The 15,440-nt window shown below is 33.4% G+C and carries 15 protein-coding genes; 10 read left to right on the top strand and 5 right to left on the bottom strand.

Annotated elements, in window-relative coordinates; translation table 11 throughout:
- Positions 1-20: 20 nt before the first annotated feature.
- The gene (locus SB689_RS14775; protein ID WP_066751760.1) at positions 21-422 is read left to right on the top strand and encodes a hypothetical protein; all 402 of its coding nucleotides are present in this window, start codon (positions 21-23) and stop codon (positions 420-422) included.
- A gap of 211 nt (positions 423-633) precedes the next feature.
- On the opposite strand, the gene SB689_RS14780 is transcribed toward SB689_RS14775, so the two are convergent.
- On the bottom strand, positions 634-2,211 hold the full coding sequence (locus SB689_RS14780; RefSeq protein ID WP_410692871.1) for a GMC family oxidoreductase N-terminal domain-containing protein: 1,578 nt from the start codon (positions 2,209-2,211) through the stop codon (positions 634-636).
- Between the two features lie 248 nt (positions 2,212-2,459).
- On the opposite strand from SB689_RS14780, the gene SB689_RS14785 reads away from it, so the two are divergent.
- The 5 genes from SB689_RS14785 to SB689_RS14805 all read left to right on the top strand — a co-directional run bounded on the left by SB689_RS14785 (position 2,460) and on the right by SB689_RS14805 (position 7,670).
- Positions 2,460-3,077 carry a DUF1684 domain-containing protein gene (locus SB689_RS14785; protein WP_410692872.1) on the top strand — a complete coding sequence of 206 codons (618 nt, stop codon included), beginning with the start codon at positions 2,460-2,462 and terminating at the stop codon, positions 3,075-3,077.
- A gap of 8 nt (positions 3,078-3,085) precedes the next feature.
- A complete protein-coding gene (locus SB689_RS14790) occupies positions 3,086-3,559 on the top strand; it encodes a GNAT family N-acetyltransferase (protein ID WP_410692873.1) in 474 nt (157 codons plus the stop codon).
- 170 nt (positions 3,560-3,729) lie between these two features.
- A complete protein-coding gene (locus SB689_RS14795) occupies positions 3,730-4,539 on the top strand; it encodes a glucose 1-dehydrogenase (protein ID WP_410692874.1) in 810 nt (269 codons plus the stop codon).
- Positions 4,540-4,566: 27 nt separating this feature from the next.
- Positions 4,567-5,007, top strand: coding sequence for a hypothetical protein (locus SB689_RS14800; RefSeq protein WP_410692875.1), 441 nt, complete (start codon positions 4,567-4,569; stop codon positions 5,005-5,007).
- An 8-nt stretch (positions 5,008-5,015) separates the two neighbouring features.
- Complete coding sequence (locus tag SB689_RS14805) at positions 5,016-7,670, top strand: MGH1-like glycoside hydrolase domain-containing protein (RefSeq protein ID WP_410692876.1); 2,655 nt, start codon at positions 5,016-5,018, stop codon at positions 7,668-7,670.
- A gap of 10 nt (positions 7,671-7,680) precedes the next feature.
- Here SB689_RS14805 and recO read toward each other — a convergent pair whose 3' ends face one another.
- From recO to SB689_RS14825, 4 genes are read right to left on the bottom strand one after another with little or no spacing between them, the layout of a single operon-like run.
- Positions 7,681-8,367, bottom strand: coding sequence for a DNA repair protein RecO (gene recO / locus SB689_RS14810; protein ID WP_410692877.1), 687 nt, complete (start codon positions 8,365-8,367; stop codon positions 7,681-7,683).
- Positions 8,367-10,610, bottom strand: coding sequence for a T9SS type A sorting domain-containing protein (locus SB689_RS14815; RefSeq protein ID WP_410692878.1), 2,244 nt, complete (start codon positions 10,608-10,610; stop codon positions 8,367-8,369). Before SB689_RS14815 ends, recO begins: the two co-directional genes overlap by 1 nt.
- A 1-nt stretch (position 10,611) precedes the next feature.
- A complete protein-coding gene (locus SB689_RS14820; protein ID WP_410692879.1) occupies positions 10,612-11,562 on the bottom strand; it encodes a bifunctional metallophosphatase/5'-nucleotidase in 951 nt (316 codons plus the stop codon).
- On the bottom strand, positions 11,562-12,320 hold the full coding sequence (locus tag SB689_RS14825; RefSeq protein ID WP_410692880.1) for a 5'-nucleotidase C-terminal domain-containing protein: 759 nt from the start codon (positions 12,318-12,320) through the stop codon (positions 11,562-11,564). The genes SB689_RS14820 and SB689_RS14825 overlap by 1 nt, the downstream gene beginning before the upstream one ends.
- Before the next feature lie 195 nt (positions 12,321-12,515).
- Between SB689_RS14825 and dapA the strand changes: the two genes are divergently transcribed.
- The 4 genes from dapA to SB689_RS14845 all read left to right on the top strand — a co-directional run bounded on the left by dapA (position 12,516) and on the right by SB689_RS14845 (position 15,417).
- Positions 12,516-13,388, top strand: a complete 873-nt coding sequence (gene dapA, locus SB689_RS14830; RefSeq protein WP_410692881.1) for a 4-hydroxy-tetrahydrodipicolinate synthase — start codon at positions 12,516-12,518, stop codon at positions 13,386-13,388.
- Positions 13,389-13,593: 205 nt separating this feature from the next.
- Complete coding sequence (locus SB689_RS14835; RefSeq protein ID WP_410692882.1) at positions 13,594-14,097, top strand: GNAT family N-acetyltransferase; 504 nt, start codon at positions 13,594-13,596, stop codon at positions 14,095-14,097.
- A 296-nt stretch (positions 14,098-14,393) separates the two neighbouring features.
- Complete coding sequence (locus tag SB689_RS14840) at positions 14,394-14,975, top strand: helix-turn-helix domain-containing protein (protein WP_410692883.1); 582 nt, start codon at positions 14,394-14,396, stop codon at positions 14,973-14,975.
- Entirely contained in the window at positions 14,968-15,417 is a 450-nt protein-coding gene (locus tag SB689_RS14845; RefSeq protein ID WP_410692884.1) for a response regulator, read from the top strand. The genes SB689_RS14840 and SB689_RS14845 overlap by 8 nt, the downstream gene beginning before the upstream one ends.
- Positions 15,418-15,440 lie beyond the last annotated feature (23 nt).

Genomic DNA, 15,440 nt, shown 5'->3' on the forward strand with positions numbered 1-15,440 from the left:
AATTATTCATCATAAAGAAAATGTCAGATACGCTTGTAAAACCCGTTATTGCTAAAGAATTACTGGAATCTCTTCAAACAAAAATAGAAGAAGAGAAGCAGGTAATTGTGCACTGCTGTTTTCCCGCGTCTCCGTTTTTGGGTAATTTGATCAGAATTTGGAACTCAACCTATCTTTTCGATAATAATTCAGACCATAAAAGTAAACTGATCCACGCAGAAAATATCTCCCTATCTCCAAACTGGACGGTTGTTCCTTTTATGAAGGATTTTTGGTTTACCTTAATATTTTCAGGTCTTCCTAAAGATTGCAAAAGCTTTGATCTGATGGAAGTAATTCCCGAAGAAGGCGGTTTTTTTGTAGAATCTATTAAAAGAAATTCTTTGGACGTTTACCGTGTAAAGATTTCAGAAGCATATTAATCTAGCATTATTCTCAATTTAATATAATTGAAACTCTTAGTGAACTTCGCTGAGTGAAACGCCTTTGCGAACGAAAAATATTCTCAATAATTTTAAAGAAAAACTTTGCAATCTTTGCGTTAAAAAAAATCAAAATATTTAGCAAAAAAAAATCAACTCCATTAATCCAATGAAGTTGAAAAATATCTTAATAATCTTAAATCAGAATAATTTAAGCAAATTCATTTTGTTTAATAAGATTTTCAATACAATATTCTGAAATCGCGACAATCGTCACAAAAGGATTTACGCCAATCGTTCCGGGAATCAAAGATCCGTCCAGAACATATAAATTATCATGTTCTTTTAATTTTCCATATTGGTTGGTTGCTTCTCCCAACACACAACCTCCGAGCGGATGATAACAAATATCGGCCCCGAAACCATTGTCAAAAAGAAGATGTGCTCTTGTTCCTCCATTGGCTTGATTCATCTTTTTTACGAAATAATCAGCATTTTCCTTCATTTTTTCAGTGTGGGTTTTATTCCAGTCTAACACTAATTTTTTATTGACTTTATCGTAAGAAACCTGACCTTTTTTGTCGACTCTGTTGATCAATAAATACAAACCGGTTGCAACATCCATTCCCATTGGAAGAGGAGCAATTTCCGTGAAAAACGGATGTTCCTTATCATCCCAATTATCAACACCTCCAACAGGAATTGTAGATTGTTGAGATCCTGTTCCTCCGTGTAAAGGATTTACAAAGTTTCTTCCCGTCATAAAGTTTCCATTATTTCCCCAGTTTTTTCCGATATTTTGACCAATCGGAAAGTCATTCATGGCATTAGAACGGAGCAGAAGCTTTAATGTTCCCATTGTTCCGGCAGCCATGATCAGTTTTTTACATTGAAAAACTTTTTCGGCAACCACATCTCCTGAAGTATTAATGTTTTGAGCATTCAATGTATAGGTTTTATCTGAATTAAGCTTAATGTTATCAACATAATGAAGATCAAGGATTTCAAGATTTCCTGTGTCTAAAGCTTTTTTAAGATAGGTTTTATCTAAACTGTTTTTACCGTGATTATTTCCATAAATAACTTCAGTATTCAGCGCAGAACGGGGGACTTCATTTTTATATTCCTTTTCCATGTATTTAAAATCATACACATTCGGAACTCTCATTGTTTTGAAACCCGCCTTATGAGCTTCTTCTTCACCAACTCGAGTAAATTTATAATAAGGACAGTCATTTAAAAACTGTTCATCAATCACATTAACTTTAAGCTCTTTTCGGGCTAATGGGAAATAGAAATCATAAAATTTTGTAGCGTCAAGATTTGGGAAAACCTCTTTGAAATAAGTTTCTTTCGGAGTAACCGCCATTCCGCCGTTTACGAGTGAACCTCCGCCAACACCTCTTCCCATCCAAATATTGATGTTTTCAAATTCCAATCTGTCCAAAGCTCCCGTAAAAGGCGTTAAATTGAAGAGATTCATAAACGGGGCAATGGTTTTCTTTCTCAGCCAAGCCGCACTTTTTCCGGGTTTTAATAAATTAGAAAAAGGAATTCCTGATTTCTCCCAGTTAAGTCCCATTTCCAACATAAGCACTTTTTTTCCGGCTTCACAAAGTCTTAGTGCTGAAACTGCACCGCCATATCCGGAACCGATAATGATGATTGGGGCTTCAATTTCTTTTTGTTCGATAGATTTCGGTTGTGCTGCTTTAAAAAGATTGGAGTTTAAAAAATAAAAACCTCCAACGGCAAGAAGGCTAGATTGAATAAATTTTTTTCTGTTCATTTGTTTGCTATGTTTTTTCTTCTCTCCCTATCCAAAAAATATGCTAAAGAATTAATTTGTTCTTATTTTGCATTAAAATTTTCATTATTGATGTTTATATTGGTTTTATTTTGAGTTTTTATTTAAAATAATCTTTATCTAAATTTGTTTAATGAATTTTATTTTTAAAGAAGAAAAAGAGAGCTTTGTAACATATTTTTAATCTTCATCAAATTAAAATTTCATAGTTTTAAATATTAATTGAGTTTATGAAAAAATACATATTGATAATGTTGATGTTTCCATTGTTTGCGTTCTCTCAAAAAATGGTTTCAAAAGATGTAATGGAGGTCAAAAAATTTCAGGAGGAATTAAATGCTGAATATCTTAATTCTAAAGAAACACCTTTGCGTGGAGATAATTTTACTAATTTCAAAGGACATCCTTTTTTTCCTTTTAGTCCAAAATATAAGGTCACTGCAAAATTTGTAAAAACTAAAAGTCCAAAACCTTTTGATCTTCCAACATCGTCAGGAAAAACAAAATCTTACAGAGAATACGGAAAAGCAACTTTTGAGCTGGACGGAAAACCGTATACTTTAACCTTATACCAAAGCTTAGATTTAATCAAACAAAAGAAATACAGGGATTATCTTTTCCTACCTTTCCGAGATCAGACGAATGAAAAAGAAACCTACGGTGGAGGAAAATATATGGATCTAACAATTCCAAAAGGAAATACAATCGTTCTAGATTTTAATAAATCTTACCAACCATTTTGTGCCTACAATGCTTATGATTACAACTGTCCTATAGTTCCCGAAGAAAATAAACTTCCAGTGGAAATTCGTGCAGGCGTTATGTATGAAGACATTTATCATCATTAAAATCTAATATGATCAAGTTAAATTTTTTCAAGCGGGAAGACTTATCGGAAGTGAGTTATACTTTAGATGAAGTTCAGTTAAAATATACCTCCACAGCAGAATTTGCTTTAAACAGAATAAAAGAAAGAAATACCAACTTAGAATTTCCCATAACCATTTTTGAGGATGAAAAAGCGGTAGGTTTTTTCACATTGGATTTCGGAGAAGATAAACTTGACCTTACGGATAATCCAAATTCTACGTTGTTGAGGTCTTTATCAATCAATCCAAAATATCAAGGCAAAGGAATTGGAAAAGCTTCCATGATTCAGATTGATGATTTTGTAAGAGAAAATTTCAAAAACTGTGACGAAATAGTATTAGCTGTAAACCAAAATAATTTGACTGCTTACGAACTTTACATCAAGGTTGGATATTTGTATGATGGCAAAAGCAGAATGGGCAGAAGCGGACCTCAATATCTGATGTATAAGAGACTTTAAGATTTTCCCTATCAATAGGAGCTGGCTTTAGCCCGTTCACAAAAAAGATAAATTCCAAAAGGCTTTAGCCAAAACCTATTATTTCTAAACTTTAAGAAAAATTTAATTATAAAATTTCCCGTTTGGCGTGATACTTTCTGCTAACTTTGAGTAATATCAAATAAAAAAACATGGAAATATCACTTCGTAATCAGGTAGCAGTCGTTACCGGAGCTTCAAGCGGAATAGGAACAGGAGTCGCCAAATCATTGGCATCAGCGGGCGCTACAATTATTGTGAATCATTCTTCGGAAAGATCTACAGACGAAGCCAAAGCTGTTTTAAAAGAAATTACCGATGCGGGAGGAAACGGAATTACCTATCAATGTGATGTTTCCAAGGAAGATCAGGTGATAAAAATGTTTCAGGATGTAGTTTCACAATTCGGAACGGTTGATATTCTCGTTAATAATGCCGGAGTACAAAAGGACGCCAAATTCACAGAAATGACGCTTGATCAATGGAATACGGTGATCGGAATCAATCTTACAGGTCAGTTTCTTTGCGCAAGAGAAGCTATCAAAGAATTTCTTCGTCGCGGAATTGATCCAACACGATCTATTGCCTGCGGAAAAATCATTCATATCAGCTCGGTTCATGAGATCATTCCTTGGGCTGGTCACGCGAATTACGCTTCGAGTAAAGGAGCGATCAGAATGTTGATGCAGACGTTGGCTCAGGAATACGGTGCAGATAAAATTCGTGTGAATTCCATTTGTCCGGGAGCGATTCAAACACCGATCAATAAAGACGCTTGGGGAACTCCAGAAGCGTTGAATTCTCTTCTTAATTTAATTCCTTACAACAGAATCGGGCAACCGCGGGACATCGGAAATCTGGCTGCATTTATAGCGAGTGATCTCGCAGATTACATCACGGGGACAAGTATTTTCGTAGACGGTGGAATGACGACTTTTGAAAGTTTTTCAACGGGAGGATAAATTTTTTGATTAAAAAAGAATAATTGAATGATTCCTGAAACAGAAGTTGAATTAGAAAAATGGATGATTGAAAATTGCCATAATTTTGGTGAATATTCTATCAACGGAAATCATATTTGGGAAGGTTTCGGAATTGAAAAAAACGGAAATTTTTACCATTGGTATTTTACAGAAAGAGGGAAAAGAGAAATTCTTGAGATTTTTAAGACTGAAAAAGAAATTGTTGAATATGCTTATAAACATATAAGCTCTAACAAATGGTCAACTTCTCACTGTATCGGTTTTTTATTTAATGAAGATGAATCGAAAGAATTGAAAAATATTCTTCAAGAGATGAGAATAGAATATTATCAAGATAAAATTCCTTATTCCTCTGGAGAAAAACAAACAGCATATCGAACCTTTGTCTTTGGTTGTGATATTAAAAAAGTAAATGACTTAAAAGGCAATTATTTCAAAATATCATAATTAAAAACATGTTGGAAAAGGATAGACTTTTAGATATTTCGTGGAAAAAATGGGGATCATATGTCAGCAACCGCGAATGGGGATTGGTACGCGAGGATTACAGCGAAAACGGTGATGCATGGAATTATACCAACCATGATTCCGCAGAAGCAAAAACCTACAGATGGGGTGAAGAAGGCATTTGCGGAATTTGTGATGATCTTCAAAAGTTAGTTTTTTCTGTCGGATTTTGGAATAAAAAAGATAAAATGGTGAAGGAACGTTTCTTTGGCCTATCAAACGGGCAAGGGAATCACGGTGAAGATGTCAAAGAATATTTTTACTATCTGGATGCAACGCCAACGCATTCTTACATGAAAATGCTGTACAAATATCCTCAAAATGCCTTTCCGTACGAAGATTTGGTGCAGACAAATGCAACGAGAACAAAGGAAGAAACGGAATACGAATTAATCGACACCGGAATTTTTGATCAAAATGAATACTTCGATATTTTTATTGAATATGCAAAGGAAAGTCAGAATGATATTTTGGTAAAGCTTACGATTATCAATAAATCTGAAAAAGAAGCACCATTAATTATTCTTCCAACAATATGGTTCAGAAATACCTGGAATTGGGGATATGATGATTATAAACCTCAATTAAGTTCGGAAGAATCTACTTCAATAAAAATTGATCACAAAGATTTAGAAACAAAAAATCTCTACGCAAAACAGTCTTTAAAAACATTATTTTGTGACAATGAAACTAATAATGAAAAGCTTTATCAATGTCCGAGAGAATCAAAATACAGCAAAGACGGAATCAATGATTTTGTGATCAATGGAAATTCTCAAGCCGTTAATCCAAAAGATATCGGAACAAAAGCTTCATTTTTTATTGATGAAAATTTTAAAGCTAAAGAAACCAAAGTATTTGAATTCAGACTTTCAGATAAAGATTTAAAACAGCCTTTTGAAGATTTTGATGAGATTTTTAATTCAAGACAAAAAGATGCAGATGAATTTTACAATGAAATTCAGGAAGGAATTCAATCTGAAGACGAAAAACTGGTTCAAAGACAGGCTTTCGCGGGAATGTTGTGGAACAAAATGTTTTATCATTACAACGTTGAAAAATGGTTAAAAGGCGATCCTTCAGAAGTCAATCCATCAAAATCTCGCGAAAAAATCAGGAATTATGAGTGGAAGCATCTCAACAATGAGCATATCATTTCAATGCCCGATAAATGGGAATATCCGTGGTATGCGACTTGGGATCTGGCTTTTCATACCATCAGTTTTTCTTTAATTGATCCCGGTTTTGCCAAACATCAGTTAAAATTATTCCTTTTTGAATGGTATATGCATCCAAATGGCCAGCTTCCGGCGTATGAATGGAATTTCAGTGATGTGAATCCTCCGGTTCATGCCTGGGCGGTTTTCAGGGTGTTTAAAATTGATGAATATTTGAATGAAAAACCTGATCTGGAGTTTCTGGAAAGTGCTTTTCAAAAATTGTTGATGAATTTTACGTGGTGGGTCAACAAAAAAGATAACAACGGAAATAATATTTTTGAAGGCGGATTTTTAGGACTCGATAATATTGGAGTTTTTGACAGAAATATGCCACTTCCAAACGGCGAAGAACTGGAACAATCGGACGGAACAAGTTGGATGGCCATGTTTGCCCTAAATATGATGAGAATTGCCCTTGAATTGGCACTTTACAACAAAGTGTACGAAGAAATGGCGATGAAATTCTTTGAACATTTCCTCTCAATTGCTAATTCTCTTGACAATATGGGAGACGAATGTTTCAGTCTTTGGGATGAGCAGGATGAGTTTTTCTATGATGCACTTGCGGCCAATGACGGAACTCATATGTATTTGAAATTGAGAACGATCGTTGGTTTAATTCCTATGTTTGCCGTTGAGGTTATTGATGACGAAATGATCGAAAAGCTTCCCAATTTTAAGAAAAGAATGAATTGGGTGCTTGAAAATAAACCTGAATTGGCTTCTTTGGTTTCCCGTTGGGAAGTGAAAGGTCAGGATTCAAAACACTTACTGTCGCTTTTGCGAGGACATCGTTTGAAAAGATTGTTGAGTCGAATGCTCGATCCGAATCAGTTTTTAAGTGATTATGGTGTTCGCGCTTTGTCTAAAGAATATGAAAAAAATCCTTATCAACTCAATTTAAACGGAACAGATTACTCAGTAAAATATACTCCGGCAGAAAGTGACAGCAGACTTTTTGGTGGAAATAGTAATTGGCGTGGTCCGATTTGGTTTCCGATTAATTTTTTAATTATTGAAAGTTTGCAGCGATTTTTCTTTTATTACAGTCCTGATTTTATGGTTGAATATCCTACAGGAAGTGGGAATTATTCGAATTTGGATCAAATTGCGGATGCTTTAAGTAAAAGATTATCTAAGCTATTTTTGAAAGATGAAAATGGAAACCGACCTTTTAACGGACAATATCCAAGATTTCAAACTGACCCCGATTTTAAAGATTATATTTTATTTTATGAATATTTTCACGGAGACAATGGCCGTGGAGTAGGAGCTTCCCATCAAACTGGATGGACGGGCTTAATAGCAAAAATTCTTCAGCCAAGATTTACCAAAAAGGAAATTGCAGAATCTGAAACTGAAATGCCGGATGATGCAAAATAGGAAAGAAATTTTACTCAAAAATCTGTTGAATAACTTCTAAGGAAGTCGGTGTCCTAAAATCCGTAATATGATAATGATAATACACCAAAACGCTATCCAGAAAGTTTTTTCTTAATGATGAATGAATTTTTATCTGATAAGGATCTGCAGAGGAAATAATATTTTTCCAAATCAATGATAATTCTTCATTGAAAAGGTGATGAATGGAATTAAAGGAAAAAGTTCCTGTTTCGGGATCTAAATATTTCCCCTCATCAAGCAAAGGCGCCACACCCTGAATTTTTAAAATTTTAATTAAAAATATTAAATGAGACTGGTAATTTTTTTGCGTTAATTGATCCGTAAATTCGTCAATACAGAAGAAAATATTCGGATTTTTATTTTCATGCCTTAAAACCTGATTTAAAAAATCTGATACGAAAAATATAACAGTATTCGCTTTGATATCGTTATAAATATCGTTGTTTTTGGTCAGTTCAAATTTAGAAACCGACTGAATGCCGTTACCTCTTCCTGTATTAACAGAAAAATTAAGTTGATTTAATGGCAGAAGCAAAGCTTTCTTCTTATTTCTTTTGGTGTAAACTCCTTTTAAGAAATAGGTCTGAAAGCCATCATCTTCGGTAAAACAATGCAAAACAGCATCATTTTCGCCATATTTTATAAATGAAAGTAAAAATCCGTTTTGAGAATTCATTAATTAACTACAGCTATTTTTGCAGTAGCTTTATCAGAACCATCTTCGTTGGTCATTAGTACAAAATAAATCCCGGAAGCTACTCTTGATCCTCTTATATTGTTAAGATCCCATTCGTAGTAACCACCTCTCGCAACAGCTGAGTGAACTACATTTCCTGCAACATCAGCAATTCTGATATTTGTTTTTTCTGCTAAACCTTTAATGGTAACTTTTCCTTTAAAGTTTGAATATACTACAGGGTTCGGGTAAACTACTACGTTACCAAAATCAGATGTAACATCTGCTACATCACCTTGATAAACCACAACACCGTCTAAGGTTACAAAATATACTTTTCCGGTTTTTCTATCAACTTTAATATCAGTGATACTATTTGTTGGTAAAGGAGAGTTTTGTTTTGTAAAATGTTTAATAGTTTGTTGACCGTCTGATGATAAATAATATACTCCACCACCATCTACGGATACCCATTTATGGTTTCCTGCGTCAGTTTCAATTTGTAAAATAGTATTATCTCTGAATAATTCTTCTCCAATACCGTTTTGCTCTATAACAATAGCTTCAGCCTGAGGAGAAGTTTCAGTAATCGCAGATTTAGGGTTGGAAAGAATTCTCAATCCACTTCTTGTACCTATCCATACATTATCATCCTTATCTATTGAAGCGGATACTGTACCACTTGCAGGTAAATTATTACTTTTATTGATGAGTTTTGAAGGAGTAGTTGTAGAGGCAGGATTATTCCCATATTGTTTCATAATAAGTCCTCCCGGATCAAAAAATGGACTTGGAATATAGATAATACCGTCTTTTACAAGAGGCTTTTGAACATTTCCAGCTGCAATAACAGGAACAGCTGTAAAATCATCTGCACCGGCATTATAAAAATAATACCCTGTATTTGCTACTTGATTCTCTATAACTCCTAAAGAAACAAATAGCTGGTTGTTTTCATCAAAAACTAAACCTCCCGGGCGGTTATAATTACTATCAGAATCATTATTTTTATATACTTTTTTGAAGGTATTATTTTCCATCTTGTAAATACCTTTTTCATTTGGACGGAGTGAGTAGTTTATAAAAAAAACTTGACTTGGGTTTGATGGATTAGGTACTACATCTAAAATGTTGAAAATAATGGGATTATTCGTAAAATAATCAGGATAATTCCATTTTCCGCCATCAAAATGATAATAGCCTAGATTTCTATAGATGGGAGCATTATAATTATCCAATCCACCTGTTGAAAGCCATATTTGATTATCTAATAATGAAATTTTATATGCTGTATTTTTATATGGGCCATCCGGTTTAAAAGTATTATTTGTTTCGTTTTTTATACCTGATAATATGGTTCCACCATAAACCCTTCCACCAACAGTAGTAGCAGTATTACATTCTTCTCCAAAACTTGAAACTGTACCTGCAGTTCCGTTTGTATTAAAAGAATATATCCTTGCCAAGTCTGTTACAACAATATTATTCGAATTTACAACAACATCATGAACATTAGTAAATGTCTGTCCAATAGGTGTAGAAACACCATTGTTATAAATGTAAGAAGTAGTAGGTGACGAAAATGTAAGTACAGCTTCTGAATCTATGTGAGTAAAATTCCCTGGCATTTCTGTTGCCCAGGTACTAAATACGGGAAACGTTGTATTCATTTCATGAGTCTTTAACCCTGTATTTGTAACAGAATATACTTTATTTCCAAACAAAACAGCCTCATTACTTGCTTGATAAACTCCTCCTGTTAAGAAAAAAGCAGAATCATTAAATTCTTTCTTTTTTAAATCAAATATAGAAACTCCATATCCTACAGAAACAACTGCTTTATCGCCTGTAATTGAAATATGATTGATCTTTTTGCTGCCATTATAACCTGTAGCGATAGGAATGTCCACAACATAAGTTACTCCGTCCGGGGTGACAACATCCAAAGAACCGTTTTGGTAGCCTATAAGTCCTACTTTAGTTTGCGGATTATAATCAAAAGCAGTTATTTTTACCTCATGCAGGCCGTTTGCTTTAGACAGCTTGGTAATTTCTCCTGTGGAAACTGTATAGTAGAAAAGTCCGTTTTCTGCAGCGGCAACTATTTTTCCGTTATCTTCTTTCATGGCGATGACGTTGTTATAGGAAAACAAATCTGTCCATTTTTTTGAAGAAATAGTTTGAGCATTTACCAATTGCAGGGATGCTAAAATACCAAGAGAAACTATAGAGAATTTTTTCATATTATGCTATTATAGAGCTGTCTATTGCCTGATTATTCCAGGAAATACGTTTTACATTTTTATTTGAATCAAAAAAGAAATCTATTCTGCCTAAAAGAAGACCTGCCCAGCCAACTTGATTCACCAAAACATTTTTACCCTGTCTGTTAGTAAAAGTTTGAGGTTCTGGCAAGAAAGTGTGGGTGTGACCGCCTAAAATTAAATCAATATTTTCAGTTTTGGCTGCTAAAATTTTATCACTTATTTTATTTGGTTCGTCTTTGTAATCGTAGCCGATGTGTGAAAGGCAGATCACAAGATCACATTTTTGTTCGTTTTTAAGAAAGTTTGAATAATGTTGAGCAACATCAACGGGATCAGAATAAACCGTTTCTCCGTATTGCTTTTTACCAACCAATCCATCCAACTGAATTCCGACACCGAAAATCCCTACTTTGATTCCGTTTTTGTTGAAAATCTTGTATTGAGAAGTTTTCCCGTCGAGAATTGTATTTTTAAAATCATAATTCGAACAGATAAAAGGAAACTGCGCATTAGGCAAAACCTTTAAAAATCCGTCTAAACTATTATCAAAATCATGATTTCCCATCGTTGAAGCGTCATACTTCATCATGGACATTAATTTAAACTCCAATTCACCTCCAAAAAAGTTGAAATAAGGAGTTCCCTGAAAAATATCACCTGAATCAAGAAGCAAAAGGTTACTTTCCTGATTTCTGATTTGTTGAATTAAACTTGCTCTTCTTGCAAAACCTCCCTGATTAGGATTTTTGGTATAACTTGCATCAAAAGGCTCTATTCTGCTGTGTTGATCGTTGGTATGAAGAATCGTAAGCTTGTTTGCGGATTTTAAGTCAAGAATTTTTAATTCTTCCGCCATCATCATATTGGGAGCTAAAGCCATTGCTAAAGTTCCGCCACCTATTGCTTTTAAAAACTTTTTTCTATCCATTACTTCTTACCAATAAAATTTAAACGAACGTCTGTATTTGCTACAACTTCAGGATTTTTCTTAAAATAATCAATAAATAAATCTCTCATTTTAAGTCCTGTAGGAATGGATTCTCCTTTTGCGAAGAATTTCATATTGTCTCCACCCAAAGCCAGATAATCAGACGTTGCGATGTAATAATCCTGAGTTGGGTTTACTTCTTTTCCGTTGATTAAAGTTTTGATTGCCTGTCCGTTTTTTGTTTCAATATATAAATGAGAAACCGGATTATTAACTTGATGTTCAGCGTAATAACTAAAAAGTCCCTGTAAATCCGAACCTTTCATCTTTATGATAACCACTTCATTTTCAAAAGGCATTACTTCAAATACATTTTTCAAAAAAATATCGCCTTTGCCAATCGTTGTGCGGATTCCTCCGATATTGATTAATGCGGCATCTACGTTTTTATTTAGTTTTGATTTTGCCCACACATCAGCTCCATCGAATGTATAGTCTGCTAAAAGATTACCTAAATTACTATTGTCCCCTTGCTTTGTAAGATCAACATTGGTGTGGGAGATCTTTTGATTCATCTCTTTATCCAATTTTTGCTTATAAGGTTCAATAATTTTTACAAACTCCTCATCATTCTTTAGCTCATTATTAATAGAAATATTTTTCTGAGTCTTCACATTCGCCACCTGCAACGGAGAAACCGTCTTACAAGCGGAAAGTGTAGCCAGAACAATTCCTAGTAACAAGAATTTATTTTTCATATGCAGCATATTATTTTTTATTAAGGTCATATGTAATCGCCACTATTTGTAATGTTTTTGTCAACAATTTCAGTCATAGCGATTTCATAATATCTTTTAGTATATGCAAATATAATTATATGTATAATAAAACATTATTATTTATTATAAATTCTTAGCTTAAATTATTAAATTTGGCAAAAATAATTCTAACAGATGAGCATTTTAAAAGGAGTAGGTGTGGCGTTGGTGACACCCTTTAATGAAGATTTATCCGTTGATTTCGACAGTTTAACAAAACTTGTTGAGTATAATATCGAGAACGGAACCAATTATTTAGTTGTTTTAGGTACTACAGCAGAAGCCGCAACGCTTTCTGATGAGGAGAAGAAACAGGTGGTAGATCATATCATTAAGGTGAATAGTAAACGCTTGCCTTTGGTGTTGGGAATTGGTGGAAATAATACGCTTGAAGTTAAAAAACAAATCGAGGAAACAGATCTTTCAGCTTTTGAAGCGGTACTTTCTGTGTCTCCATATTACAATAAACCTAATCAGGAGGGGCTTTATCAACATTATAAAGCATTAGCTTCTACAGGAAAAAATATCATTATTTATAATGTTCCTTCAAGAACGGGACAAAATGTTGAAGCAGAAACAACTTTACGTTTAGCAAATGAATTCCCGAATTTATTCTTAATTAAAGAAGCTGCACCAAATATTTTACAGTATTTCGATATTTTAAGAAAAAAACCTGAAGGTTTCAATTTGGTTTCCGGTGATGACGAATACACGCTTCCTGTAACTTTAGCAGGTGGAAATGGTGTAATTTCTGTAATCGGACAAGGGTATCCTAAAGAATTTTCTACAATGGTTCAGTTGGCATTTGACGGAAAAGTAAAGGAAGCATACGAAATCCACAACAAATTGGTTGATATCACCAGATTGATTTTTGCTGAAGGAAACCCTTGCGGAATTAAAGTTATCTTGGCAGAAAAGGGAATCATTAAAAACTATTTAAGACTTCCTCTTGTTGCTGCTTCAGAAGGACTTTATGCAAAAATTAAAGCTGAAATGGCAAAAATTTAGTAGTGAATTGTCAATAAGTCAATTGTGAATTTAATAACTTAATATTTAAAATTTACAATTCACTTGCAAAGCAAAATTGACAATTGACAAAATATATAATAAGGTGAAAGGTTTCAATACTTTTCACCTTTTTAATTAAGTTCTTCGCTGAGTGAAACGCCTTTGCGAACTTTGCGTTTAAAAAAAGACATCAAAATTTAAAATCATGAAATTGATAAAAGCCACAGAAAACGATATTCCAATGATTCAGGATTTGGCAAGAAGATCTTGGGAAAATGCTTATGCGGAAATACTTTCTAAGGAGCAAATGGAATTTATGCTGAGTACAATGTATTCTCAGAAAGAAATTGCCAATCATATGCAGAATCCAAATTATCATTATTTTTTAATTCAGGATGAGAGTAATGATTCATTTGAAGGTTTTATCGGATATGAAATCGGATATGAAAAGGAAACAACAAAACTTCACCGTATTTATCTAATTCCGGAAAGTAAAGGAAAAGGTTTTGGCAAAAAAGCCTTAGAATTTTTAAATAAAGAAGTTTCCGAGAGGGGAGATAAGAGAATTATTTTGAATGTGAACAAGTATAATTCTGCGAAAAAATTCTATGAATCTCAAGGTTACAAAGTATATGATGAAGGGGTTTTCGATATTGGTAATAATTTTTTCATGGACGACTATTTAATGGAGTATTTAATTCACAAATAAATGACTTAAAATTCTGTAACATTTCATTGTAATTCTATAACAAGTGATATCAGTAATTATTTCATCTTTGTAATAGAACCAAATCACTTTACAACAATACATTCATATGCTTGGTTTTAAGCTTTTTTAGCTTTCTATCAGTATATTTTTTTTCATCCTTAGTGTTTAAATTCCTGTATTCAACAATACAGGAGTTTTTTGCGTTTATACAAAAAATCAAGATTTTTATCCCTATATCACTTTTAATTGAAATAAAGTATTATATTTACTAAAAAAATCGACACACTTATATTAGGATGAAAATGTATGTAAAATTTGATTTCAATGCTCTTTGTAAAAAGATTTTGGATGAAAAACTTAAGGAACATGGTTTGAAATATCGCTTGCTGAATTTTGGAGAAGTAGAATTTTATGAATCGCTTACCCAGGAACAGCATACTATTTTTAAGAAAAATCTTGAAGATTACGGTATAGAAATTATCGAAAGCCAAAGAACGGCTTTGGTGCAAAAAATAAAGGATGCAATTGTAGAACTGGTTTTTTCGGAAGAAATGATTCCTGTGAAAGCCTCTATTTATATTGCCGAGAAACTAAATCACAGTTATGGATACCTGTCTAATCTATTTTCTGAGGTAAGTTTTACTTCCATAGAAAACTTTATTATCCTGCAAAAAATTGAATATGCGAAAGAGCTTATCATCAATAATAAGCAGAGCCTGACGGAGATTGCCCATAAACTGAACTATTCTAGTGTTGCTCATTTAAGTACGCAGTTTAAGAATATGACAGGTGTTACACCTTCTCAGTTTCAAAAAATTATCGTAAAGAGAAGAAAGGCGCAGAGCCTTATCAGCAATACCAGAATGCAGTATGAATAGGGAATATTTGAGTGTAATTTTGGTAGATGATGACGAAGGAAACCGTATTCTTTTTAAGAATATTTTTAAAGAGTTAAAAATAGGAGTTAAAGTTCAGAGCTTTGGAAGCGGAGCAAATTTGATGGAATATCTGAATAGCAAAGAAGCCCAGATTCCTGAGATTTTATTTATGAATTATCATATTTCTCAGAAAAACAGTCTGGAATGCATTTCAGAAATAAAAACTGATTTTAGGTTTGATAATATGGTGACCGCTATTTATTCGGAAAATTTATCCGAAAATGAAGTGGAGGAGATCTTTGTAAACGGAGTCAATATTTTTATTAAAAAGAAGGACGATTATAATGCCATGAAAAAGGTACTTTCTGAGGTGATCACAATAAACTGGCAATATTATACGTCCGGACTTAACAGAGATAATTTTATCATGAAAGTATTATAAATAAAGGCTTTAAGTAATATGTT

Source organism: Chryseobacterium sp. SIMBA_038 (genome assembly GCF_046535115.1).
Lineage (GTDB): Bacteria > Bacteroidota > Bacteroidia > Flavobacteriales > Weeksellaceae > Chryseobacterium.

What these genes read in the sequence shown, in the direction of transcription:
- SB689_RS14775 (WP_066751760.1), top strand. Translation starts at nt 21, where the DNA reads ATGTCAGATACGCTTGTAAAACCCGTTATTGCTAAAGAATTACTGGAA.
- SB689_RS14845 (WP_410692884.1), top strand. Translation starts at nt 14,968, where the DNA reads ATGAATAGGGAATATTTGAGTGTAATTTTGGTAGATGATGACGAAGGA.
- SB689_RS14840 (WP_410692883.1), top strand. Translation starts at nt 14,394, where the DNA reads ATGAAAATGTATGTAAAATTTGATTTCAATGCTCTTTGTAAAAAGATT.
- SB689_RS14815 (WP_410692878.1), bottom strand. Translation starts at nt 10,610, where the DNA reads ATGAAAAAATTCTCTATAGTTTCTCTTGGTATTTTAGCATCCCTGCAA.
- dapA (WP_410692881.1), top strand. Translation starts at nt 12,516, where the DNA reads ATGAGCATTTTAAAAGGAGTAGGTGTGGCGTTGGTGACACCCTTTAAT.
- SB689_RS14790 (WP_410692873.1), top strand. Translation starts at nt 3,086, where the DNA reads ATGATCAAGTTAAATTTTTTCAAGCGGGAAGACTTATCGGAAGTGAGT.
- SB689_RS14785 (WP_410692872.1), top strand. Translation starts at nt 2,460, where the DNA reads ATGAAAAAATACATATTGATAATGTTGATGTTTCCATTGTTTGCGTTC.
- recO (WP_410692877.1), bottom strand. Translation starts at nt 8,367, where the DNA reads ATGAATTCTCAAAACGGATTTTTACTTTCATTTATAAAATATGGCGAA.
- SB689_RS14805 (WP_410692876.1), top strand. Translation starts at nt 5,016, where the DNA reads ATGTTGGAAAAGGATAGACTTTTAGATATTTCGTGGAAAAAATGGGGA.
- SB689_RS14820 (WP_410692879.1), bottom strand. Translation starts at nt 11,562, where the DNA reads ATGGATAGAAAAAAGTTTTTAAAAGCAATAGGTGGCGGAACTTTAGCA.
- SB689_RS14795 (WP_410692874.1), top strand. Translation starts at nt 3,730, where the DNA reads ATGGAAATATCACTTCGTAATCAGGTAGCAGTCGTTACCGGAGCTTCA.
- SB689_RS14780 (WP_410692871.1), bottom strand. Translation starts at nt 2,211, where the DNA reads ATGAACAGAAAAAAATTTATTCAATCTAGCCTTCTTGCCGTTGGAGGT.
- SB689_RS14800 (WP_410692875.1), top strand. Translation starts at nt 4,567, where the DNA reads ATGATTCCTGAAACAGAAGTTGAATTAGAAAAATGGATGATTGAAAAT.
- SB689_RS14825 (WP_410692880.1), bottom strand. Translation starts at nt 12,320, where the DNA reads ATGAAAAATAAATTCTTGTTACTAGGAATTGTTCTGGCTACACTTTCC.
- SB689_RS14835 (WP_410692882.1), top strand. Translation starts at nt 13,594, where the DNA reads ATGAAATTGATAAAAGCCACAGAAAACGATATTCCAATGATTCAGGAT.